This window comes from Roseibium sp. HPY-6 (assembly GCF_040530035.1).
GTDB lineage: Bacteria > Pseudomonadota > Alphaproteobacteria > Rhizobiales > Stappiaceae > Roseibium.
The window spans coordinates 2,330,701-2,352,870 of record NZ_JBEWCD010000001.1 but is presented as its reverse complement, the minus strand read 5'-3'; the positions used below and the strand labels follow the sequence as shown (position 1 = coordinate 2,352,870).

General features: G+C 56.3%; 23 protein-coding genes and 1 tRNA gene. 17 read left to right on the top strand and 7 right to left on the bottom strand.

Going from position 1 to position 22,170, the window contains the following annotated elements:
- Positions 1–531: 531 nt before the first annotated feature.
- From ABVF61_RS10940 to ABVF61_RS10915, 6 genes are all read left to right on the top strand, one after another.
- On the top strand, positions 532–831 hold the full coding sequence (locus ABVF61_RS10940) for a BufA1 family periplasmic bufferin-type metallophore (protein ID WP_353993539.1): 300 nt from the start codon (positions 532–534) through the stop codon (positions 829–831).
- 95 nt (positions 832–926) lie between these two features.
- A complete protein-coding gene (bufB, locus tag ABVF61_RS10935; RefSeq protein WP_353993538.1) occupies positions 927–1,817 on the top strand; it encodes an MNIO family bufferin maturase in 891 nt (296 codons plus the stop codon).
- Between the two features lie 7 nt (positions 1,818–1,824).
- Positions 1,825–2,601 carry an HvfC/BufC N-terminal domain-containing protein gene (locus ABVF61_RS10930; protein WP_353993537.1) on the top strand — a complete coding sequence of 259 codons (777 nt, stop codon included), beginning with the start codon at positions 1,825–1,827 and terminating at the stop codon, positions 2,599–2,601.
- A 47-nt stretch (positions 2,602–2,648) separates the two neighbouring features.
- Entirely contained in the window at positions 2,649–3,242 is a 594-nt protein-coding gene (locus ABVF61_RS10925; RefSeq protein WP_353993536.1) for a DoxX family protein, read from the top strand.
- Positions 3,243–3,287: 45 nt separating this feature from the next.
- Positions 3,288–4,346, top strand: coding sequence for a threonine aldolase family protein (locus ABVF61_RS10920; RefSeq protein WP_353993535.1), 1,059 nt, complete (start codon positions 3,288–3,290; stop codon positions 4,344–4,346).
- Between the two features lie 159 nt (positions 4,347–4,505).
- Positions 4,506–4,925 (top strand): RidA family protein, encoded by a 420-nt coding sequence (locus ABVF61_RS10915; protein WP_353993534.1) that lies wholly within the window; start codon positions 4,506–4,508, stop codon positions 4,923–4,925.
- Positions 4,926–5,152: 227 nt separating this feature from the next.
- On the opposite strand, the gene ABVF61_RS10910 is transcribed toward ABVF61_RS10915, so the two are convergent.
- Complete coding sequence (locus ABVF61_RS10910) at positions 5,153–5,599, bottom strand: Hsp20 family protein (RefSeq protein WP_353993533.1); 447 nt, start codon at positions 5,597–5,599, stop codon at positions 5,153–5,155.
- Between the two features lie 271 nt (positions 5,600–5,870).
- Here ABVF61_RS10910 and ABVF61_RS10905 point away from each other — a divergent pair, with 271 nt between their 5' ends.
- Entirely contained in the window at positions 5,871–6,338 is a 468-nt protein-coding gene (locus tag ABVF61_RS10905; RefSeq protein WP_353993532.1) for a hypothetical protein, read from the top strand.
- Between the two features lie 98 nt (positions 6,339–6,436).
- Positions 6,437–7,546, top strand: a complete 1,110-nt coding sequence (locus ABVF61_RS10900) for an alpha/beta fold hydrolase (protein ID WP_353993531.1) — start codon at positions 6,437–6,439, stop codon at positions 7,544–7,546.
- 16 nt (positions 7,547–7,562) lie between these two features.
- On the opposite strand, the gene hisN is transcribed toward ABVF61_RS10900, so the two are convergent.
- Positions 7,563–8,363 (bottom strand): histidinol-phosphatase, encoded by an 801-nt coding sequence (gene hisN, locus ABVF61_RS10895; RefSeq protein ID WP_353993530.1) that lies wholly within the window; start codon positions 8,361–8,363, stop codon positions 7,563–7,565.
- 271 nt (positions 8,364–8,634) lie between these two features.
- On the bottom strand, positions 8,635–9,480 hold the full coding sequence (locus tag ABVF61_RS10890; protein ID WP_353993700.1) for an N-formylglutamate amidohydrolase: 846 nt from the start codon (positions 9,478–9,480) through the stop codon (positions 8,635–8,637).
- A 294-nt stretch (positions 9,481–9,774) separates the two neighbouring features.
- Between ABVF61_RS10890 and cpdR the strand changes: the two genes are divergently transcribed.
- The 5 genes from cpdR to ABVF61_RS10865 all read left to right on the top strand — a co-directional run bounded on the left by cpdR (position 9,775) and on the right by ABVF61_RS10865 (position 12,516).
- Entirely contained in the window at positions 9,775–10,134 is a 360-nt protein-coding gene (gene cpdR, locus ABVF61_RS10885) for a cell cycle two-component system response regulator CpdR (protein ID WP_299482788.1), read from the top strand.
- A 136-nt stretch (positions 10,135–10,270) separates the two neighbouring features.
- Positions 10,271–10,345: transfer RNA gene (locus ABVF61_RS10880), tRNA-Val, on the top strand.
- A gap of 154 nt (positions 10,346–10,499) precedes the next feature.
- Positions 10,500–10,625 (top strand): type B 50S ribosomal protein L36, encoded by a 126-nt coding sequence (gene ykgO, locus ABVF61_RS10875; protein WP_006932207.1) that lies wholly within the window; start codon positions 10,500–10,502, stop codon positions 10,623–10,625.
- 173 nt (positions 10,626–10,798) lie between these two features.
- The gene (locus ABVF61_RS10870) at positions 10,799–11,449 is read left to right on the top strand and encodes a tetratricopeptide repeat protein (RefSeq protein WP_353993529.1); all 651 of its coding nucleotides are present in this window, start codon (positions 10,799–10,801) and stop codon (positions 11,447–11,449) included.
- 62 nt (positions 11,450–11,511) lie between these two features.
- Entirely contained in the window at positions 11,512–12,516 is a 1,005-nt protein-coding gene (locus ABVF61_RS10865; RefSeq protein WP_353993528.1) for an alpha/beta fold hydrolase, read from the top strand.
- A 48-nt stretch (positions 12,517–12,564) separates the two neighbouring features.
- Here the strand turns inward: ABVF61_RS10865 and pyk are convergent, their stop codons facing one another.
- The gene (pyk, locus tag ABVF61_RS10860) at positions 12,565–14,001 is read right to left on the bottom strand and encodes a pyruvate kinase (RefSeq protein ID WP_353993527.1); all 1,437 of its coding nucleotides are present in this window, start codon (positions 13,999–14,001) and stop codon (positions 12,565–12,567) included.
- Positions 13,998–14,486, bottom strand: coding sequence for a DUF1036 domain-containing protein (locus ABVF61_RS10855; protein WP_353993526.1), 489 nt, complete (start codon positions 14,484–14,486; stop codon positions 13,998–14,000). Before ABVF61_RS10855 ends, pyk begins: the two co-directional genes overlap by 4 nt.
- Before the next feature lie 423 nt (positions 14,487–14,909).
- Between ABVF61_RS10855 and ABVF61_RS10850 the strand changes: the two genes are divergently transcribed.
- From ABVF61_RS10850 to ABVF61_RS10840, 3 genes are all read left to right on the top strand, one after another.
- A complete protein-coding gene (locus ABVF61_RS10850) occupies positions 14,910–15,719 on the top strand; it encodes an N-formylglutamate amidohydrolase (RefSeq protein ID WP_353993525.1) in 810 nt (269 codons plus the stop codon).
- A 35-nt stretch (positions 15,720–15,754) separates the two neighbouring features.
- A complete protein-coding gene (locus tag ABVF61_RS10845; RefSeq protein ID WP_353993524.1) occupies positions 15,755–16,051 on the top strand; it encodes a DUF1244 domain-containing protein in 297 nt (98 codons plus the stop codon).
- Between the two features lie 146 nt (positions 16,052–16,197).
- A complete protein-coding gene (locus tag ABVF61_RS10840; RefSeq protein WP_353993523.1) occupies positions 16,198–16,464 on the top strand; it encodes a DUF2312 domain-containing protein in 267 nt (88 codons plus the stop codon).
- Positions 16,465–16,553: 89 nt separating this feature from the next.
- Here the strand turns inward: ABVF61_RS10840 and mepK are convergent, their stop codons facing one another.
- Positions 16,554–18,362, bottom strand: coding sequence for a peptidoglycan L,D-endopeptidase MepK (gene mepK / locus ABVF61_RS10835; RefSeq protein WP_353993522.1), 1,809 nt, complete (start codon positions 18,360–18,362; stop codon positions 16,554–16,556).
- Positions 18,363–18,597: 235 nt separating this feature from the next.
- The gene (locus tag ABVF61_RS10830) at positions 18,598–20,154 is read right to left on the bottom strand and encodes a sigma-54-dependent transcriptional regulator (RefSeq protein WP_353993521.1); all 1,557 of its coding nucleotides are present in this window, start codon (positions 20,152–20,154) and stop codon (positions 18,598–18,600) included.
- Positions 20,155–20,343: 189 nt separating this feature from the next.
- On the opposite strand from ABVF61_RS10830, the gene ABVF61_RS10825 reads away from it, so the two are divergent.
- A complete protein-coding gene (locus ABVF61_RS10825; RefSeq protein WP_353993520.1) occupies positions 20,344–22,170 on the top strand; it encodes a M3 family oligoendopeptidase in 1,827 nt (608 codons plus the stop codon).

Here is a 22,170-nt window from a genome sequence, read left to right as displayed (position 1 = left end):
AATGCGGCTCGGCGAACCCTGGCCTTATGCCCCGGCTCTGTCGTTGTATTACCGCGCCGGCCTGTCAAAACAAACCGTCGCATTGACGCAGCGAATTCATCGCTGCCGAAACACCTGGTCTCGTGTTGCCGCGAACCCTCCCTGGATCCGTCGGACAGTCAGCCTAGTCGCTTTCTTATCAGCGATGGCAAACACGTGCCGCCAACGCCTGTGTAATTGGGACAGCATACCTGTCCTATTCTAGGCGCGCGGAACATGACAGATTTCACTGCCATGAGCAAGAGTGTTTCTCGGCGACCGCATTATAATTGTTTCGCTCAAAAAGTTCCAATTGTCTCGAAAGGTCATTTAGGCCCGGTTTTCCGCAAGAAAATTTCAATTGTGAAAATCTCATCATTGAGTGCTCTCAAATTGGTCACAGGCGTTTGATTTCCTATTGATCGGCAATATGCTCATTTACGTTCTGCGCCTGCGCTGCAGCCGAAGAGCGTTGGCCGTGATTGGATCTTGGTTCGACCAGAGGAGTTCGAAATGAAACATAAGGCTATGTCTGCAGCTATCGTTGCCGGTGCCGTTGCAACTGCGGTTGCTGGACTGTCCGCAACTGCCCCTGCACACGCACAAGCAAAAGAAAAGTGCTACGGCGTGTCCCTGAAGGGTCAGAACGATTGTAAAGCAGGCGCCGGAACAACTTGCGCCGGAACGTCCACTGTTGACTACCAGGGCAACGCCTGGACTCTTGTCCCGAAAGGCACCTGCGTTTCCATGGAGCTGCCGGGCGATCGTAAGGGTTCCCTGAGCGAACTCGACCGCGACCTGCCGGAAGCCTGATACAGGATTTCTGCCGGCCGCATAAGCGGCCGCTCTTCGGGCAGGCAGACCCACCGCTGCCTGCCTGAACTTGTTTCCCCTTTCAGGAGACTGTCATGCCAGTCCAGCCATCCCGATCTGAGCGAGTTGATGCCGTCATCCCGGCGCGCGCCGGTGTGGGATTGAAGGCGGAACATATCCGCGAGATCCTGGATACCGATGCTGATATCGGTTTTTTCGAAGTTCACGCGGAAAACTACATGGGCGCCGGCGGTATGCCGCACCGCCAGCTTGAGGCGATCCGGGAAAGATATCCTCTTTCGCTTCATGGGGTGGGACTGTCCATTGGCGGAGAACAACCGCTCGATGCTGAGCATCTGAAACGGCTGGCCGTTCTCAATCAAAGGTACGAGCCGGGCCTTTTCTCTGAACACCTAGCATGGTCGTCTCACGATACGACCTACTACAACGACCTTTTGCCGGTTCCTTACGACCAGGCAACGCTTGACCGCGTTTGTGACCACATCGATGAAGTCCAGGAAGTGGTCGGCCGCAAAATGCTGCTGGAAAACCCGTCGACGTATGTTGCCTTCCAGCAAAGCACCATGAGCGAAATCGAGTTTTTGAAGCAGATCACGAAACGGACCGGATGCGGTCTGCTGCTCGACGTCAACAATGTGTTCGTCTCATGCACCAACCATGAACGCTCTCCAGAAGACTATCTCGCGGAGTTTCCGATCGCCGATGTCGGCGAAATCCATCTTGGCGGGCATGCGCCGGACCGGGATGACGAAGGACGTCCATTGCTTATCGACGCCCATGACAGGGAAGTCGACGACGCTGTCTGGAAGCTCTATGAAAGCGTTGTGCTGCAACACGGAGCGCTGCCGACACTCGTTGAATGGGACAACGATGTGCCGGTGTGGCCGGTTCTGCTTGCCGAAGCCCAGTCGGCCGACAGAATTCTTGAGCTGGCACGCGAGCCGCACCTGAAACATGCCGTCTGAGATGCCTGTGGCCGATTTTCCACCCAAGGTAAGCACCGCAGACTTCGGTGCAGCGCTCTGGAACCCGGATTCAGAAACACCGGAGGGGCTGATCGGGCCGGATGGTATCACAGCGCCGAAACGTTTTAGTGTTTACCGCAACAATGTGATCGTTAGCCTTTGTGACGCACTGGCCCAAACATTCCCGGCAGTCCTGAATCTGCTCGGCGAAGATTATTTCCGGGCGTTGGCACGGGCGTTCGTCTCCGAGCACCCACCCCGCACGCCTGTCCTGATGTGGTACGGAGACAAGTTCGCGGAGTTCATCGAGGCCTTTCCACCGCTACAGGCCTACCCTTACGTGTCCGATGTGGCTCGGCTCGAATGGGCTTGGGTGAGCGCTTATCACGCAGCGGATGCGTCGCCGCTGGACCCTGCTGCGATTGGAGCCGTCAGTCCGGACGAAGTTGGACAGGTCCGGTTCAAAAAGCATCCAGCAAGTGCCGTTCTCATGTCCCGCTGGCCGGTCTGGGATCTTGTGCGTATCAACAGGTTCGATCCTTCGGCAAAGATCGAGATTGATCTTCAGGAACCACAATCTGTATTGATCACACGACCCGAGTTCGAAGTTGAACTGCTGCTGCTCCGCCCTGGTGGAGGCGTTTTTGTCAACGCGCTCCTGGATGGCGCGACACTGGGTGATGCTGCTGCAGCGGCGAGTGGCCGGGTTCCTGAGTTTTCGCTGTCCGACGTTCTGTCGGACTGTCTTGCAAATGGTGTTTTCTCGGACCTTGTTACGGCTTGATAGGATAACAGCCGAAGGTCTTCTGTCGGAAAGGGAAGGGGCAATTAATGGGCGCTCTGATCGGTTTCTTCGTAAGATTGTACACGGCGGTTTTCGGCGCCATTGAGCGGATCACCAACGGCTGGCTGCTCGGGCTGGCAGCACGCCTGACATTTGCCTCTGTGCTTCTGCTGTTTTTCTGGAAATCCGCTATGACAAAGATTGGCGGCGATGACTGGAGCCTCACCAACCTGTTTGTCCCGACGGACGGCGCTTATATCCAGATTCTACCGACTGTTTTCGAGGCTGCGGGCTACGACTCCAGCGGCATCGCCTTCTTTCCTTATGGACTGATTGTTCTCCTGGGCACATGGGCGGAATTCATTCTGCCTGCGCTGGTCGTTGTCGGTCTTTTCACAAGAGCCGCCAGCCTTGGCATGATCGTCTTCATCATCGTCATGACCTACGTTGACATTAATGGACATGGCGTCGACGCAGCCACGATCGGTGCAATGTTCGATGGTGATCCATATTCAAAGATTGCCGACGACCGCCTGCTTTGGATCTTCCTGTTGCTGGTTCCGACCCTTAAGGGTCCGGGCGTCGTTTCCCTCGACTGGTTGTTCGGGCGCATGTACCGCAAACGGGAAATGTATTACTGAGAGAAACAGGTTGCCGGTTGAATAGCGACCTGCTTAAACCGGTGCATGAACTTCGCAAGTGATAATTGGGCGGGCGTGGCTCCGGCGGTGATGTCGGCGCTGGCCCGCCATAGCACCGGGTTCACACCCGGCTACGGCGCAGACCCTCTGACAGCCAACGTCAACAAAGCATTCAATGATATTTTCGAGCATGACGTCGCGGTCTATTTCGTCGCGACCGGCACGGCCGCGAATGCTCTTGCCCTTGCATCTTATGCCAAGCCCGGCGGGGCCGTTTTCTGCCATCGCAACAGCCACATCAATATCGATGAATGCAACTGCCCGGAATTCATGACCGGCGGCAACAAGCTCGTTGGCATTCCGGGAGTCGGCTGCAAAATAACATCCGAGGCCCTGCGTGACGCCATGTCCCGTTTTCCCGACGGTGTCGTGATGCATGGACAGGTCGCGTCCGTCTCGATCAGTCAGGCGACCGAGAGTGGAACGGTCTATCAGATCAGCGAGATCGAGGCGATTGCAGAGGTGGCTCATTCACGCTCGGTTCCGCTTCACATGGATGGCGCAAGGTTCACCAACGCCCTTGTCACGCTCGATTGTACGCCGGCGGAAATGACCTGGAAGGCGGGCGTCGACGTCCTGTCGTTCGGAGGCACGAAAAACGGGTGCTGGTGTGCGGAGGCCGTCGTCTTTTTCGATGCCGAAAAAGCCAGGGAATTCGGATACTTCCGGAAAAGAGCCGGTCATCTGTTTTCCAAGAGCCGTTTTGTGGCTGCCCAGTTTGAAGGCTATTTCGAGGATGGCAGCTGGCGCTCCACGGCGGCACATGCCAATGCCATGGCAGCGAAACTTGCAGATGGAATTGCATCCAAGGGCGGGCGAACAGCCTGGCCAGTTGAGGCAAACGAACTCTTTCCGATCCTGAAACGCACCCAATTCGACGACCTCAAGGCCGCGGGCGCGCACATCTATGAGTGGCCTGTAGACGATCTGTCGGACAATCTCGCCCCGGCCGATGACGAGGTTTGCTTTCGAATGGTGACAAGTTTCGCAACGTCTGACAGCGACGTCGCGCTTTTTCTGGAAGCGCTCGCGCAGACGGTTTGAGATGAGCTAACATGGCGTTGGTGTGCTCATGAGCGCTGACTATCCGGTATCAAGCTCAGCGATCCCGACTCTTCCGATTGCTGTCTACAACAGTCGCAGTCGGTTTGATGCACCTCTGTCGCGGGATTTCAACAAGAAGAGTGTGTTGGAGGTGAAACGATGCCGAATGGTTTTGAAGCCGAAGACGTTTGGAAGGCGCGCGGGCGAGGGTTCCAGATGGGTGCAGTCCAGCCAGAGGGAGTCGTCGTCCATCTGACCGGGCAAGTGGCCTGGGACAAGAATGAACAAATCGTGGGTGTCGCCAACATCGAAGCGCAAACAAGGTGCTGCTTTGAGAACATTCAAAAGCTGCTCGCTGAGGTCGGTGGAAGGTTGGATGACATCGTCTCGATAACAACCTACTTCACGGATCGTGCACAGTTGCCGACAATACAGAAAGTGCGTTCAGAATTCTTAAGAGAAGGATCAGCACCTGTCTCGACATCCGTTATGGTGGCAGGCCTTGGGCACGAGGACTTTCTCGTCGAATTGACGCCAATTGCCGTTATCCCAAAGGAGCGCTTTCACCTTCGAGACTAGGGTTCATTCGTTTCGGACGACGGCGGATGCTCAAAGCTCATGCGCGGCTCTTTGCGTGGGCGAAGCGTTCCGGTGAGCGTGGTATCGCATCAACATTGGTTCAGCCCGAAGGCTTGCTACTGGCTTCCAGTCTGCTCTGACGGACAGAGAGTTGGAAAGACCCAAAAAGGGCGCCTGGTTTCCCAGACGCCCCGATTATCCGCAGTTTCATTATTTGCGCACTGCGGTCAGTGCGCTTTGGCTTCGATCTGCTTCGAAGCGCTGGATGTGATTTCGATCTTTCGCGGCTTCATGGCTTCGGGAATTTCCCGGACTAGGTCGACATGCAGCAAACCGTTTTCCAGGCTGGCGCCGTCAACACGTACGTGTTCGGCGATCTGGAAACGGCGCTCGAAAGTCCGCGAGGCGATGCCGCGGTACAGAATTTCCTTGTCGGAGTCTTCTTCCGATTTTTCGCCTTTGATCGTCAAAACGTGTTCCTTGGCTTCGACCGAGAGTTCTGCGTCGGTAAAGCCTGCAACAGCCATTGTGATCCTGTAGGCGTTTTCGCCGGTCCGCTCGATGTTGTATGGCGGATAGCTCGGCGTATCGGTGCCGGCGGTATCCAGCATCGAGAAAAGACGGTCAAAGCCGACCGTGGAGCGGTAAAGGGGGGAGAAGTCCAAGTGACGCATTTAAGTGTCCTCCTTTGAGCAACAGATACTTCACTGATTTTCGTCTGTTCCCGACCCCCAAACTGGCGGGACGGGAGATGATCGCAGGCCCGTATTGGCGCCTGCATGCATGAGGTGGGCATTGCGCAATTTGATTTCAAGTGCGCTGCAGCCGGGCGCGCGAAAGACATGAATACAAGATGAATAGAGCCTTCCGGTTCGGTTCAACCGGAATGATGCATCTTCGGATCAACGTCAGCACGACGCTGGCGACTGGATCAGGAGAATTGCAATGTTTACAATTACTTCAAAACTGTCAGCCCCTATCGCCGGCGCCATTTTGCTTGCGACCGTCGGCTTCGCACCTTCTGCGTCCGCGACGTCTCTTTCGGGTGCAAAGCAAATTCACGCATCGTCAGATGCCCAGGTCATTCAGATCCATCACAAGAAAAAAGGCGGAAAACGCCATGGGAATGGCTGGCAGGGCGGTCACGGCGGCGGGCATTATTCCCTTGGACCGCGCCAGATCCGCCGGAGCTTGCGTCATCGTGGTTTTCACCGGATCCGGATCATTGATCGCCGCGGACCGATGTATATCGTCAAAGCCGTCGGCTGGAGGGGTTGGCCGGTCAGACTGGTCGTCGATTCGCGCAATGCGCAGATCGTCCGCAGCCGTCCGATCGGGCAAGGCAGGCACGGCGGGTATGGCGGCCATGGCGGCCATGGCGGTCACGGTGTCTACTGGCAGTTCCGCTGGTAATTTCCTTCGTACAACACCATACCTTCAAGGTCGGCTCCTTCGAGAGCCGGCCCGAAGTCTGTTGTCCGGCGGGCTGAAGCCCTTTATCACGTGAGACCATGAGTCTGATTCATCATCCCGACAATCCTGTGCCCAGAGGGGCGGAATCAGGGTTTGTTTCAACACCTGACGGCATTAAGATCCGTTACGCCTGCTGGGCTGCAACCGGAACACAGCGGCTTGGAACGGTAACCGTGTTGCAAGGCCGGGCGGAGTTTATTGAGAAATACTTCGAAGTCGTAGAGGACTTGCGCGGGCGGGGTTTTGATGTTGTGGCGTTCGACTGGCGCGGGCAGGGCGGATCGCAGCGCATTACCCGAAACCCAAGGCGCGGTTACATTTCAAATTTCAAGAAATACAGACTTGATTTGCGCACCGTCTTGAAAGAAGTGTCGCTTGCAAATTATCCGGGACCGCATTTTGCGCTCGCCCATTCCACAGGCGGCCTGGTGCTTTTGTCCGATACGGAACGTCTTCGCACCATGCTGGATCGGGCCGTCATTACCGCGCCGCTACTTGGCCTGCCGTCCGGGGCTCATGCCCTCGGTCTGGTCGACGCACGCCGCCGCATTCTGCGCACATTGACGTTTGGCCTTTTTGGCAAGGCTCCGTTGAAAGCGGGCGGTCCGAAGACATCGGCGGCTGTTGAAAAGATCGGGTTTCCGCTCGCACGCCTGTTTTGTCTGCTCGGCTTTGGATGGCTTTTTGTTCCAGGTGGCAACAGAAAGCTGTTCGTTTCATTTGAAAAAAACAGGCAAACGTCTGACAGAACCCGTTTCGAGCGCTCAAACAAGGTTCTGGAGCATGCGCCTGAGCTCGGTGTCGGTTCGGCGACTTTCGGTTGGTTGAATGCGGCCGCCCGTACCATGATGCCGCTTCGGAGACGCGGTGCCGGTCCGGGCATCAAACTGCCATGTCTCATGCTTGCCGCCGGAGCGGACCGAATTGTCTCAACACCAGCGATCGAGGACTTTGTTGCCCGCACGAGATCGGCCGCCTATGTCGAGATACCCGGTTCGGCCCACGAAATAATGATGGAGCGAGACATCTACCGGGACCAGTTCTGGGCGGCATTTGACGCCTTTATTCCCGGTCTTGAAGCCGAAGAGGAACTGGCGGACAGCCGCCTGCAGGCAACGGCCACGGTCGGAAGCAAGGCCAAACGCTAAAAGACGGGCGCCAGGATCACGCCGCTTTTGAAAGTTCCGCCAAAAGAAGGTCGTGAAGCCGCGGACTGCCGCTGGCAACGATCTGTCCGCCTTCGGCCGGTGAACCACCGGTCCACGTTGTCACGACGCCGCCGGCGCCCTCAACAATCGGCACAAGAGCGACAATGTCATACGGGGCCAGTCCGGATTCAATGACGGCATCACCGTGTCCTGCTGCGACCATGCAATAGGCATAACAGTCGGTCCCGTATCGGGCGAGCCGGGCAGTTGCTTCAATGCGGTCATACGCCTGGCGTTCCCCTTCGCTGAACAGGGCCGGTGTCGTGGTAAAAAGAGTGGCGTCTTGAAGTGTGTCGCAAGTCCGGGTAGCGAGCGTCTTGGTCCCCAGCGGGCCGTGATACCAGGCGCGTGCTCCATCGCCTGCAAAGCGTTCGCCAACATACGGCTGAACCATCATGCCAAGGCTGGGGATGCTGTGGGTTCGCAATCCGATAAGCGTGCCCCATGTCGGCAATCCGGTGATGAAAGCCCTCGTTCCGTCGATCGGGTCGAGCACCCAGACATTTTCCGCATCGAGGTTTTCCGGGCCATGTTCCTCTCCCAGAATTCCGTGATCGGGATGGGTGTTGTTTATCAGGGTCCGCATGGCGGTTTCGCCGTTCTTGTCCGCGATCGTGACAGGGTCGAAACCGGTGTGTTTCTTGTTGTCGACTTCAAACCCCTGACGAAAATGCGGCATGATTGCCTGTGTTGCGGCATCCGCCAGAACGTCGAGAAAAGGTGCGAGCGGATTCGAGCTTTTCGCGGGCGAGGTCATTGGTTTTTCCCTGTGAAACACATTTTCGTGAGGAGGCAAACATCTCGTTTTGCCGTTTGTATAACCCGTTCTGCCAAAAATTGAATCTGCAAAACAGCATAAATTGCCTATAGTTTGTACAGGACACCAGCCCTTTCAGACTTGACCTTTGTGCACTGCGATGCGATTTTATTGCAGTGCGATACTCGTATCGCATCGCCCTCCTTGGGCGTTTCCTCCCTAGACTCGGGCCGCCTCATTTGAGTGCGGCCTCTTTTTTTGTCGGATGGTTTTATTCGGCTGCGATGGAGTCCGCAGGCAGGGCGGAGTCCGGCATTGCCACCAGTTCCCGTGCGAACTCGCGAAGATTTTGAAACAGATCTTCGAATCCCGCAGAACGTTCGTGTGTGGCTTCATTCATGTAAAGGCCGCGATTGATTTCGATCTGCAGCGCGTGCAGGCCGCTGGCTGGCCGCCCATAGTGTTCGGTGATGAAGCCGCCGGCATAGGGTTTGTTTCTACTGACGCTGTAGCCCATGTCCCGCAGTATGGAGCATGCGTATTCGGTTAACTCGCCGTTGCAGCTGGTTCCGTAACGGTCTCCAAGAATAAAGTCCGGTCGGGCATCCGTGGTCTGGCATTTGACGCTGGAAGGCATCGAATGACAGTCGATCAGCACCGCATGTCCGAATGTGACATGTGTTTGCGCAAGCAAGCGCCGCAGGGTCGAGTGATAGGGCTTGTAGATTTCCTCAATGCGATTGAGTGCCTCTTCGACCGGAAGCCGGTGGCGGTAGATTTCATGGTTTTCGCTGACGATCCGGGCGACGGTTCCCAATCCACCCGCAACGCGGATCGAGCGGATATTGGCGTAAGACGGCAAGCGGCCATCGAACATCTTTGGATCAAGTTCATACGGTTCGCGGTTTACATCCAGATAGGCACGGGGGAAGTGAGCCCGTAAAAGCGGTGCGCCCAGAGGCACGACATGCGAAAACAAATCGTCAACAAAAGCGTCTTCCGATCGCCTTATCGAGCTTTCGTCCAACCGAGACGATGCCAGAAAGGTTCTGGAATATTGCCGGCCTGAATGGGGGGAATTGAAAACGAAGGGAATACGTTGGTCGGCGGGGCACAGGACCTCAAATGCCGGTGAGCCGTTAAAGTCGGCTTCGAAAGGCGCATTAAATGTGGGCTGCGTTTCGTCCGTCAAATTGTCTGTCCCGTTTGTTTCACTTCTGGTTCAGGCCTCTCCAAGTGCTTATGGAAACCTTAGGCTATGGTGCCAAGGAATCAACACGCAGTCCACAGTCACCCGATCAAAAGCTTTGAAGAACCAATTCTCCCTATCATTCTGTGGAATTCGAGCTATAACCGGCAAAAGGTGTAGCCCGATGCCGCCAAAACGAAAAATGAGGAATGGTCGTTTACAATGCCGCGTATCCTGCTAGCTGAAGATGATAACGATATGCGCCGCTTCCTGGCGAAGGCCCTGGAAAATGCCGGGCATGATGTCGTCTCGTTCGACAATGGCAGAAGCGCCTATGAACGATTGCGTGAAGAACCGTTTTCCCTGCTTTTGACAGACATTGTCATGCCGGAGATGGATGGTATTGAGCTGGCACGGCGGGCAACAGAACTGGATCCCGATCTGAAGGTCATGTTCATTACTGGCTTTGCAGCGGTCGCGCTCAACCCTGAATCCGAGGCACCAAAGGACGCCAAGGTATTGTCAAAACCATTTCATTTGAAAGACCTTGTGCAGGAAGTGGAGCGCATGCTGGCGGCCTGAATAACTGCAAGGCAGCAAGACCTTTTTGAACGGGAAATTTTGACAGTTCGGTGAAGAACAGGGGTTGCACTGACTGACGATCCCCGTTATATCGCACTCCACCACGGCGCGGCGGCGCCGAACTACCGAGAAATTCGGGCGTGTAGCTCAGCGGGAGAGCACTTCGTTGACATCGAAGGGGTCACAGGTTCAATCCCTGTCACGCCCACCATTTTTGCGCTGATTGAGACAATCATGATGCGCCGGATGATCTGAAGACTGGCGCAGAAACGCCGCTGCTTCTGGAGCATCCAAAGGGAATGTGAGCGCCTCAGGCGCTCATTTGGTTTAAAGTAACAGGATCACCCTCACGGGGGGACAGTGACATGAAGATCAAGAACTCGCTCAAAGCGTTGATGACCCGCCACCGGGACAACCGCATGGTTCGCCGGAAGGGCCGTGTCTACATCATCAACAAGAAAAACCCGCGCTTCAAGGCACGCCAGGGCTGAAGCCACTGGTGGACGGTGCGTGTTATCGGCCTGAAATCCCTTTCAATGCGAAGCGCTTAGTTATCAGACGGTAGCGCACCAGGGTTTCGAAAAGGCACCGCGCACGAAGAAGTGTCAAATTCCCGGATTGACCACCGCATTCAACGGCCCATAATCGTTGGATGCGGATTTTTGTGTTTACCCTCCTCGTTTCCATGGCGCCTGTACTTGCAGCTGCGCAGCCTGTTCCGGACCTCGGGCCGGAAGTCGAGCCTCCGTCTGCCGAAGACTTCAGCCCGTTACCTGAAGACCTGCCGGAAGAGGGTGGTCAGGTTGTTGTTGAAGAGACGGATCCGGAAGAAGAACAGTCACGGTTGGATCAGCTCTTTGCCGATCTGGCTGATTCCGAAGAACCAAAAGCCTCAGAGCGGGCGGCGCGCGAAATTCAGAGGATCTGGATGGAGTCCGGCAGCGATACTGTCGATATCCTGATGTCGCGCGCAGGCCAGGCGATTCAGGCGGAAGACCACGCACTTGCGCTCGATCTTCTTGATGTGGTCGTCGTCCTGAAACCGTCCTACGCGGAAGGGTGGAACCGCAGAGCAACGGTTCATTACATGCGTGAAGACTTCGGCAAGTCGCTTGTCGACATTGAACGCACGCTTGCGATCGAACCGAGGCACTGGGGCGCCTTGTCCGGACTTGCAATCATTCAGCGGCGCCTGGGCTTCGATACCGAAGCGTTACACACTTTCAAGCGCGCACTTGAAGTCAACCCGGGTCTGGAAAACGCCACGGAGGCGATCGAAGATCTTGAAAAGAAGGCTGAAGGCGCTCCTGCATAAAAAATAGTGACCACGCCTTGTCTTGATAATCGGCGCACGAGTGCTATCTCCGCGCTATGTTCATGATTTTCATTCTTGTTTTTATCACATCTTTGCTGGTCGCGGCTCTGTACACCTACTTCCGGGTGCGAGAAATCAACCGGCAGATCAGGCCGGACGGATCTTTTGCCGAGGTCGGCGGAGCGCGACTACACTATCATTATTACCCTGCAGACCGTCGTGATCCTGATGCACCCGTTCTGGTATTTCTCCACGGTGCAAGCGGCAACGCGTATGACGCTCGTCTGGCGTTTTTGAACTCACTCAAGAACAAGCATGACCTGCTGTTTGTCGATCGCCCCGGTCTCGGGTTTTCTACCGGACAGAGCGGCGTGCACGATTTGCCTGAGGGTCAGGCAAAGGTCCTGTCGCTGCTTTTGGAAGAACTCGAAATTGACAACGCAATCGTCGTTGGTCACTCACTTGCCGGGTCTGTAACCGCAGCGCTCGCTTTGTGCGCACCAGAGCGGGTACGGGGGCTCGTTTTTCTTGCGCCGGTAAGCCACGCATGGCCGGGCGGCGTCAATTGGTACTATAACGTTGCATCCTGGCCGGCGCTTGGGGCGATTTTCTGCTGGACGCTGACTTTGCCCATCGGTCAGGGGCAGATTGAAAAAGCTTTGACGAATGTCTTTCTGCCGGACGGTGCGCCTGAAAACTATGTTCGCGAGACTAAGGTGCTGCTACTGTTCAGACCGGCATCCTTTCGGGCCAACGCACGTCAGATTGCTTATCTGAAACAGGCCGTTATCCGCCAATCGAAACGATACGCCGAGATCATGCAGCCGACGCTTATCGTGACGGGCACGCATGACACGGTCGTCTGGCCTTCCATCCATTGCGAAGGCCTCTTGCGGGATCTGCCTAACGCGGAACTTCTGATGCTCGATCTGGCCGGGCACATGCCACAGCACACGCATACAGACACTGTCGTGGAAGCAATCGAAAAGCTCGTGAAAAGGGTACAGGATCCCAACGCGGGAGCGACAGAAAGTCGGGCGGTTGAGAGACCGTTGAATAAGGTTTGACCGTGCGCGGGACAGCGCCGGTCAGACCTTATTCAACCGATTAGAGGGTCAAATGCCGCCCTGACCGTCATTGCCGACAAAGGCAATGCGCAGCATGTTGGTTGATCCCGGGGTGCCGAAGGGAACGCCTGCGGTCACGATGACGCGCTGTCCCGGTTTTGCAAATTCTTCGGAAAAGGAAATGCGGCAGGCCCGGTCGATCATGTCCTCTTCGTTCGCGGCATCCTCACTGACCACGCAATGCAAGCCCCAGCCAAGCGAGAGGCGCCGCGCCGTTGCGAGGACCGGTGACAGGACAATGACGGGCGAGGAGGGGCGTTCGCGTGAAGCACGCAGTCCGGTCGCGCCCGATGTCGTATAGCAGACCACCGCTGCGAGATTGAGCGTTTCGGCAATCTGGCGGGCGGCAGCGGAGATAGCATCCGCTCCGGTTGCCTCCGGCTCAGCGCGTTGCGCATCGATGATTGTGCGGTAGTTGTTGTCCTGTTCGACCTGCTGGGCGATCTTGTCCATCGTCGAGACGGCCTCGATCGGAAAATCGCCAGCGGCCGATTCAGCTGACAACATCACGGCGTCAGCACCCTCGAACACCGCTGTTGCGACGTCGGAGACTTCGGCTCTTGTGGGCACTGGCGCGGAAATCATGGACTCCAGCATCTGCGTCGCAATGACAACCGGCTTGCCTGCGCGCCTGCAGGCGCGCGTGATGCGCTTCTGAAGGCCGGGAACCTGCTCCAGCGGCATCTCAACGCCGAGATCGCCGCGGGCGACCATAATCGCATCTGAAAGTTCGATAATTTCGTCGAGACGGCCAATCGCCTGCGGCTTTTCGATTTTTGCCAAGACGCCGGCGCGGCCGCGGGTAATTTTGCGGACTTCCGCAATGTCGTCTGGTCGTTGAACGAATGACAGCGCGACCCAGTCGACATTCTGGTCGAGCGCCGCAATGAGGTCCTTATGGTCCTTTTCCGTCATGGCGCTGGTCGCAATTTCGGAATCTGGAACACTAACGCCTTTTCGGTCGGAGAGTTTACCGCCGACAATGACTTCGGTGACCGCTTTGGTCGGACTTGCCTCCATCACCTTCAACTGGATCTTGCCGTCGTCAAGAAGCAGCCGGTGACCCGGCTCCAGCGCCTGAAGAATTTCCGGATGCGGCAGATGTACGCGATTGATATCTCCGCCGGACGTGTCGGCGTCTAGAGTGAAGGTTGCGCCATTTTCAAGCATTACGGGCCCGTCAGAGAACGCGCCTACTCTCAGTTTCGGGCCCTGCAAATCGGCAAGAATGCCGATTGGGCGCCCAACTTTTCCCTCTACAGAACGGATACGCTCGACGAGCAGTTTGAGACGATCATGATCTGAATGGCTCATGTTGATGCGGAACACGTCCGCACCCGAGCGATAAAGATTTTCTATGATGTCTTGTTCTGAGGAAGAGGGTCCGAGAGTTGCTAGTATCTTGACTCGCCGGTTTCGCCTCATCGCCCACCTGTCCCTTGTTGCACGGGTTCGGTCAGCTGGACCGTCCAACTGCTTTGTTCACCCGTGTCGATTTCAAAAAAGCCTGTCCGCTCAAAGCCACGAGCAACGCAGTCTTCAATCCCGCGGATGGTGAATTCCTTTTCGCGGGTGCACATGAATGCACGGCCGCCCCATTCGCCAAACTGGTCGTAATCAACTGCGTAGATGTAATAGTATCGTGACACCAGGGCGCCCGGCACCAAAGTCTCGCAAGAATTTGAAGCAAGGTTCCACCAGCCCTCAGTGACCCAGTCAGTCTTGTCCTTGTAGCCAATGGCGACACCGACCTGACTGTCTGTCTTGTTGCAAAGCCTGAGATCTGCCCTGGCTTCGTCACTGGATGTTGAGAAAAACAGCAATGCGAGGAAACCAACGACAACTGCCCTCAAGGGCGTGCCGACGCGCGCCCGAGACCAACCGTGGTACCGTTCCCCAACCTCAAACATTTGCAGTCGTTCACTTTGCTGCTTTACTGACATTCGCTTTTTGCGTCGACAACAGGGTCTTGTCAACGTCGTTAACGGGTTTTAGTGCAGGCACCCACCCAATGATGTTTCCAAAATCCGTTCAAAAAATTCTGCCCGCAAGAACGATAAAGACACCTATGTGGCCAGAATTGGGGCGGGAACAAGGCAGTTTCACCGCTGATAGTGTTTAGCCGTCAATAAAGCGTATAGATGCCAGTCTTTGCGGTGCAAAAGGCCTCTGAATTCACAGAGTTTTCCCAATAAGGCATCAAATCGGAGCCATCGGTCGAATCGTGAGGCCGAACTTGGGCAATTTGCGCATTCAGGCTTGGTTCTTTGCGCGGATTGCCGTAAACCTTTCGGCCTGCGCATCCAGCGTCTGCAATTTCCATGAAGCCTGACATGACCCAGACAGCAGCAAAGGCTGGCGAGATCTTTCAGCCGACCGAAAATATTGCCGGAGACCTTACGTCCGGGGTCCTGCTCCTTTGCGATCATGCCTCCAATGCCGTCCCGGCCGGCTATGGTGACCTGGGCGTTGCACCCGAACAGTTTCAGCGGCATATCGGTTACGATATCGGAGCGCGCGCTGTGACGCTGGAGTTGGCGAAACAACTTGATGCGCCTGCCTGTTTGACGACCTTTTCCCGTCTGTTTATCGATCCGAACCGGGGTGAAGACGATCCGACGTTGATCATGCGGCTTTCCGACGGAGCCGTCGTTCCCGGCAATGCAAGGGTGGATGCGAGCGAACGTGCCTTTCGCATCGAACAGTTCTACCAGCCTTACCATGGCCTGATCGATCAGACGATCGACAGAATGATGAAGGTCTCCGCGCCACCGGTCCTGGTGTCCATACACAGCTTTACCCCGTCCTGGCGCGGTGTGCCGCGTCCCTGGCATGCAACGGTTCTGTGGGACAGCGACCCAAGGGCGGTAACACCGATGCTGGATGGGCTGCGGGCCCAGGGCGACCTGGTCATCGGTGACAATGAGCCCTACGACGGCGCTCTTAAAAACGACACGATGTACCGACATGCAACACGCCGCGGGTTGGCACATGTCCTGCTTGAATTGCGGCAGGATCTGATCGCGACCGACCGTGGACAATCAGAGTGGGCGCATAGACTTGCACCGCTGCTGCGTCGGATCGCCGACCAGCCGGATTGCCGGAAAATCAAACACTTCAAATCCCGCACAGACGCGTGTTGAATGGCACTGAAAAAAGCGAGGGAGATTTCGTTGCGATGGACGATCAGACGAAACAGGAATTAGAAGCCGCGGTGTTCAAGCGCCTTGTAGATCATTTGCGCAACCGGACCGACGTGCAAAATATTGACATGATGAACCTGACAGGCTTCTGCCGGAACTGTCTGTCGAACTGGTATCAGGATGCTGCGCGGGACAAAGGCCTCGATCTTGAAAAGGCCGATGCGCGTGAAATCGTCTACGGAATGCCCTACGGGGAATGGAAAGACAAGTACCAGACCGAGGCTTCGGCGGAACAGAAAGCGGCGTTTGAAAAGAACAAACCCAATCATTGAACTGAACCGTACCGGTGCGTGGTTGACGCCAGATCTCGAGTCTGGCACGGCACAGCACGCAACGGAATTGTCTTTCGGGTGAAACAGACGTCACCTGACACCGGCCACTGGCCGATCAAGAAGAACGAATAAGGAGAAAATGTTTCATGTCCGATCCGGGTGGAGTTGCAGCAGACCAGCTGCGGGCATTTGTTGAACGCATTGAACGACTGGAAGAAGAAAAGAAGGTGATCGCTGACGACATCAAGGATGTCTATGCGGAAGCCAAGGGCAACGGCTACGACGTCAAGATCCTGCGCAAGGTCGTGTCGCTGCGCAAGAAACAGCCTCATGAGCGCGAAGAGGAAGAGGCGGTTCTCGATCTCTACATGCATGCCCTTGGAATGGCCGGCCCTGCTGCGCCGGAGGGCTAAAGCTAGAAGCTTTATGCAAACAAGCTTTGTGCAAACAATAAGAGCGGCAAGGGTGCCGCTCTTTTTTGATCTCTTCGCGTATGCGATTGTTATCTGGCGTACTGGACCGGCAAAACTACGACCGCCGGACCTCCGTCAAAGCGATCTGTCCTGAGCGCTCCGTAAGGCGCTCGGTCAAAGCCTCCGGATACGAAGCGATTGGCCGGCATCATTACAGTTTTGAGCTTGCGCTGATTGGGATGGATCAGCGACGCGAAAGTCTGATAGCGTGTTGTGCCATTGCCGGACAAGAGCGTCGGCTCCGATTTGTCCGGCAAGCTGGCAAACCCCGCCATCGGATCAATAATCTGATCACGTGGAATACGGCCTGAAAGCGAGGGTTGCGCCCGGGTTGCGCTGGTGGACCTTGCAGGCTCAGCGCGCGCAAGACCGGCTTCATCACCCGAAGAAACCGACGGGCGCAGGGACCGCTTTAAGCTTGGCGGCGTTACGGTCGGCGACGCGTAGGCCAAGGTTGTTTCGGGCCGTGGTGCCGGTGCCGGGAAGGGCAATGCGGTTCCCGTAGCGGCCGCAATCGCCGCGACCGGATCATCAGAAGCCGCTACGTCGGAACCAACAGCGCCTGTGTCGCTGAGGCCGAGTTCAGCGGCAGCCACCCTCGCCGCATCGCTCAAGCCTCTATCAGGCTTTTGCGCTGGAGATGCAGCGATCTGGAACCTGGAGCCAATGGCTTCGTTGCTCGCCGTTGCCTGACCGCTCTCCAGAGCAACCCGCTGGGCATCCAGAGTGTTGGCGGCTGGCGCTGGTCCAACCGGTTGCGGCGGTACCGGCCCGGATATCAGCGGCTTGTCGCCCGGGGCGATGCTGGCGACGACAATGGGTTCGGCGGTTTGCGGCTCCGGCTCTGACTGAAGAACCTTACGCGATGGGACCGGCGGGTTTTTGAGAACCGGCGAAACGCTTGCTGTGCGCGTAGAGGTTCTGTTGCCGACAGCACCGGACCGGTTGGCCTGGTCGTTGTCTTTGGTGTTGCCGCCGCCGAAAAGACCGGCGAACAGGTTACCGCTTCCTTCTCTGGCCGGCTGATCATTGGCTTCCGCATTGGGGATCGGTTTGCCAGGAGCGGTCAGGTTCTGATCACGTGTTGTCGGTGCGCGTGCACCCGGTTCACTGCTTCTGTTCGACGCAACAAGGGTCGGCCGCGAGGTTGACTTGCGCTTGCCGGATTTGGATTCCGCGAGTGCGAGCTTGTAACCCTTCAACGGTTTTCCGTCCGATGGAATATGCAAGGTCTTTCCGTTCGGGAAGACTTTTGCCAGTTGAGAACGGCTCATCTTCGGCCAGTGGCGCACGCGGCCGGTGTCCATGTGCACGAAGGGAGATCCGGAGCGCGGGTAGTAGCCGACGCCGCCAACTTCCTTACGCAAACCTGCCGCTCTCAGCCTGGCAAGATTGACACCTGGAATGTAAAAATCCATGGCCTTGCCAAGCGTGTGCTGGCTGTTCCTGGCGACGCCGGAAGACCGTTTGCGCAACATATTGTTGGTCGCAGGCGAACGGTAGCTGGAGACAACATAAATGTGATCTCTGCCGCGTACTTCCCGGTAAACTTCCCAGATCAGGTCGAGGAGCTCGGGATCAATCTTGGTGATTTCGTTGCGGCGCCAGTCACGCAAGAAACGGTTCGCTTCCCGCAGACCGGCAGGAAGATAACGGCCGTTTCTTTTGAACGTTATGGAAACCCGTTCCTTGGTGTGTGTGTTGTAAAGCTTGAGCGTTCTGGTTTCCGCAGATGCACCGCCAGCGAAGCATGCAGACGCTATCAAAAACGCACCTGCAACCTTCGCAGCCCGCTTCAGCCAACCGACGGCGCCGAAATCAACAAATCGGTTACGCAATCTCTATCTCGCCGTTTTTGAGGGCTCGTGCCCGTCCCATGCTCCCCAGCAGGAGCCAAACAATAACCGCTGCTAGTTAAGAAGTTTTTACCCTAATTTCGCTTGCGTGATAATCGTAGCATAAATGCAACGGCAAGCCCGCAATTTGGAAAAAACCCCGCCTGCAGGCTGGATAGTGACAGAATGCGTCAAAAAATCGTCCATTTGCCTGTCTTTGCCAGATTCTTGTCGTTATTCAGGCAGCGGCATTCTTGTCGTTGTCTTCCAAGCCGTATTCCTTGAGCTTTCGATAAAGTGTGGACCGACCAATGCCCAGTCGCTTGGCGACCTCCGTCATGCGGCCTGAATAGTGATTGATAGCCGCACGAATCAATTCTTCTTCGATTTCAGTGAGTTTCCGGACATGTCCCTCGTGGTCCAGGTTTCGCATGAAGCCGAAAGGCGCGGCGAATTCAAAGCCCGATTGCGCCGGTGGTGCAGCATGTGCGGGAGCAGGCTGCGGATCGCCATGAGGCGTTGATGATGCAAACTCGGGTGGCGAAGCTTCGCTTGCGGCCGATGGCCGCGGCGTCAACGACGCTTCGACAACCGGTTGATCGACGGCGGCCGCGATCTGGGGGAAGTCATTGATTGTCAATTGAGCGCCATCACACAAGACAACTGCCCTGAAGACTGCGTTTTCCAGCTGACGGATGTTTCCCGGCCAATGGTAATCCTGCAGCATTGCCACCGTGTCGGGTGCGACACCGGCGACGTGAGGTTTACCCTCTTCCGCCGCAAACCTTGCAAGAAAGTGGCGCGTGAGCGCCGGAATGTCCTCGCGCCGGTCGCGCAAGGGCGGAATCCAGATCGGAAACACGTTGAGACGATAGTAAAGGTCTTCCCGGAACAGGCCTTCCTTCACCTGATCGATCAGGCGCCGGTTCGTCGCGGAAATCAGGCGGAAATCCACTTTCACCGGACGGCGTGCACCAATCGGGTCAATTTCGTTCTCCTGGATCGCGCGCAGCAATTTGACCTGCACGTCCTGCGGCAATTCGCCGACCTCGTCCAGAAACAGCGTCCCGCCATGCGCTTCCTGGAATTTGCCGACATGTTTGTCGACAGCACCGGTAAACGCGCCCTTTTCGTGACCGAACAGAATGGATTCGACCAGGTTCTCTGGGATCGCGCCGCAGTTGACGGCAACCAGAGGCTTGGATTTGCGATCACTCGAGCCTTGAATGGCACTTGCGATCATTTCCTTGCCGACGCCGCTCTCGCCCTCGATCAGGATCGGAATGTTGGATGCTGCCGCCCGCTTGCCCAGACTGATCACACGTTCCATCGCTGCGGAATGCGTGATGATATCGGCAAACGTCAGCGTACCGGAGGCCTGCTTCCGGAATCTGGTGATTTCGTCTTCCAGGGCCGAGGTTTTCAGGAGGTTGCGGATAGATACGTTCAGCCGTTCAGGGGCAACAGGCTTGACGACGAAATCCTGAGCACCCGCGTTCATGACGCTGACAACCGTATCGATTCCACCGTGCGCGGTCTGCACAATAACCGGCGTGGCGTTCTTGTTGGCGCGCAGTTGCTCCAGCACGCCCAGCCCGTCCAATTCCGGCATAACCATGTCCAGAATCACAAGATCGATCTCGCCTGCTTCCGGACCGCTGAGGATCCGCATGGCTTCGATGCCGTTTTCCGCCGTCTTGGACCGGTATCCGAATTTCTTGACGGCTTCTTCAAGGAGCCTGCGCTGAATCGGATCGTCGTCGACGATGAGAATCTTTCCACTTGTTGCTTGCATGGCCTGGATCAGTTCACTTCATCTTGTCTCGTTTCGAACCATTGTGGTCGCAATTGGGTAAATAAATCGTCCAAGCACATTCAAAAAAAATCTGCGAGCCGAATTGCGCCGCGATGGTCGTCCGGCCTACTAATCGGGAAACAGACAGGAGCCGGCTCTTGAAGCAGCCGGCGCGCACCGGAGTGAAAAATGCCTCTACCGTACGCAGTCCACGCAGCCCAGGCGGCAGAATCCGTCGCACTCACGAACCTGCCGGAATGGGATCTGTCGGATCTTTATCCGTCCGTGGAAGCACCCGAGGTGACTCAGGATCTGAAAGAAGCGCTTGAACGCGCCAAAACATTCGAAACCTCGTATAAGGGCCGCTTGAGCGAGTTGGCTCAGGAAAACATTCCGGCACTGATTACGGCCATCAGGGCTTACGAGGACCTGGAAGACCTGATGGGCAGGCTGATCTCGTTTGCAGGGCTTGTTTATGCCGGCAACACGATCGACCCCGTCGCACAGAAGTTCTATGGCGACGTTCAGGAGCAAATCACCACCGCAAGTTCACATCTCCTGTTCTTCACGCTGGAATTGAACACCATTGACGATGCCATCGTCGAAACGGCCCTTAAGGACGAGCAGCTAGCTCATTTCCGCCCCTGGATCGAAGATCTGCGCAAAGGCAAGCCCTATCAGCTGGAAGATCGCGTCGAACAGCTTTTCCATGAAAAATCGGTTACCGGCAGCAATGCCTGGAACCGTTTGTTCGACGAGACCATGGCGTCCTTGACCTTCGACATAGAGGGCGAAAAGCTTCCGATCGAACCCGCGCTCAATCTGCTTGTCGATCCCTCGCCGGAAAAGCGGGAACTCGCTTTCGGTGCTCTAAAAGAGACTTTCTCGGAAAATCTCAGGACTTTCGCACTGATCACGAACACGCTGGCCAAGGACAAGGAGATTTCCGACCGCTGGCGCAACTTCAAGGACATCGCTGACAGCCGCCATCTCGCCAACCGGGTTGAACGCGAGGTCGTCGATGCCCTTGTCGCGGCCGTCCGCGATGCTTATCCGCGGCTGTCGCACCGATACTACAAACTGAAAGCGAAATGGCTCGGCGTGGAACAGCTCAACAGCTGGGATCGCAATGCACCGCTACCGGACGCGGACACACGGGTTATTCCCTGGGACGAGGCCAGGCAAACCGTCCTGTCGGCCTATGACGCCTTCTCGCCCGACATGGCCGAAATTGCTGGACGGTTCTTCGAAAAGGGCTGGATCGATGCGCCTGCGCGGTCCGGCAAGGCACCAGGTGCGTTCGCGCACCCGACTGTTCCGAGCGCGCATCCTTATGTCCTACTGAACTACCAGGGTAAAATCCGGGACGTGATGACGCTCGCACATGAGCTTGGGCATGGTGTTCATCAGGTTCTTGCCGGGCACAACGGGCCGCTCATGGCACCGACCCCGCTGACACTTGCGGAAACGGCGAGCGTCTTCGGCGAAATGCTTACGTTCAAGTCACTGCTTGCAAAGGCCGAAAACCCGAAGACGCGCAAGATCATGCTGGCGTCCAAGGCCGAGGACATGATCAATACCGTGGTCCGCCAGATCGCGTTTTACACATTCGAGCGCAAGGTCCACACCGAGCGCCGCAATGGCGAACTCACATCGGACAAGATCGGTGAACTCTGGATGTCTGTTCAGGGCGAAAGCTTAGGGCCGGCGATCAAGCTCAATGACGGCTACGAAGCCTTCTGGACCTACATTCCACACTTCATTCATTCGCCGTTCTACGTCTATGCCTATGCGTTTGGCGATTGCCTGGTGAACTCGCTTTTCGCGGTCTACGAGGATGCCGAAACAGGGTTCCAGGAAAAGTATTTCGATCTGCTCAAGGCAGGCGGCACCAAGCATCACTCAGAGCTTCTGGCACCTTTCGGTTTGAGCGCGACCGACCCGGATTTCTGGAAGAAGGGCCTTTCTGTAATCGAACGCATCATTGATGAACTCGAAGAGCTGGATGCGGAATGA

Excerpts from the sequence above, each read along its gene's own strand:
- ABVF61_RS10940 (WP_353993539.1), top strand. The coding sequence starts at position 532 with ATGAAACATAAGGCTATGTCTGCAGCTATCGTTGCCGGTGCCGTTGCA.
- bufB (WP_353993538.1), top strand. The coding sequence starts at position 927 with ATGCCAGTCCAGCCATCCCGATCTGAGCGAGTTGATGCCGTCATCCCG.
- ABVF61_RS10925 (WP_353993536.1), top strand. The coding sequence starts at position 2,649 with ATGGGCGCTCTGATCGGTTTCTTCGTAAGATTGTACACGGCGGTTTTC.
- ABVF61_RS10920 (WP_353993535.1), top strand. The coding sequence starts at position 3,288 with ATGAACTTCGCAAGTGATAATTGGGCGGGCGTGGCTCCGGCGGTGATG.
- ABVF61_RS10915 (WP_353993534.1), top strand. The coding sequence starts at position 4,506 with ATGCCGAATGGTTTTGAAGCCGAAGACGTTTGGAAGGCGCGCGGGCGA.
- ABVF61_RS10910 (WP_353993533.1), bottom strand. The coding sequence starts at position 5,599 with ATGCGTCACTTGGACTTCTCCCCCCTTTACCGCTCCACGGTCGGCTTT.
- ABVF61_RS10905 (WP_353993532.1), top strand. The coding sequence starts at position 5,871 with ATGTTTACAATTACTTCAAAACTGTCAGCCCCTATCGCCGGCGCCATT.
- ABVF61_RS10900 (WP_353993531.1), top strand. The coding sequence starts at position 6,437 with ATGAGTCTGATTCATCATCCCGACAATCCTGTGCCCAGAGGGGCGGAA.
- hisN (WP_353993530.1), bottom strand. The coding sequence starts at position 8,363 with ATGACCTCGCCCGCGAAAAGCTCGAATCCGCTCGCACCTTTTCTCGAC.
- cpdR (WP_299482788.1), top strand. The coding sequence starts at position 9,775 with ATGCCGCGTATCCTGCTAGCTGAAGATGATAACGATATGCGCCGCTTC.
- ykgO (WP_006932207.1), top strand. The coding sequence starts at position 10,500 with ATGAAGATCAAGAACTCGCTCAAAGCGTTGATGACCCGCCACCGGGAC.
- ABVF61_RS10865 (WP_353993528.1), top strand. The coding sequence starts at position 11,512 with ATGATTTTCATTCTTGTTTTTATCACATCTTTGCTGGTCGCGGCTCTG.
- pyk (WP_353993527.1), bottom strand. The coding sequence starts at position 14,001 with ATGAGGCGAAACCGGCGAGTCAAGATACTAGCAACTCTCGGACCCTCT.
- ABVF61_RS10855 (WP_353993526.1), bottom strand. The coding sequence starts at position 14,486 with ATGTTTGAGGTTGGGGAACGGTACCACGGTTGGTCTCGGGCGCGCGTC.
- ABVF61_RS10850 (WP_353993525.1), top strand. The coding sequence starts at position 14,910 with ATGACCCAGACAGCAGCAAAGGCTGGCGAGATCTTTCAGCCGACCGAA.
- ABVF61_RS10845 (WP_353993524.1), top strand. The coding sequence starts at position 15,755 with ATGGACGATCAGACGAAACAGGAATTAGAAGCCGCGGTGTTCAAGCGC.
- ABVF61_RS10840 (WP_353993523.1), top strand. The coding sequence starts at position 16,198 with ATGTCCGATCCGGGTGGAGTTGCAGCAGACCAGCTGCGGGCATTTGTT.
- ABVF61_RS10830 (WP_353993521.1), bottom strand. The coding sequence starts at position 20,154 with ATGCAAGCAACAAGTGGAAAGATTCTCATCGTCGACGACGATCCGATT.
- ABVF61_RS10825 (WP_353993520.1), top strand. The coding sequence starts at position 20,344 with ATGCCTCTACCGTACGCAGTCCACGCAGCCCAGGCGGCAGAATCCGTC.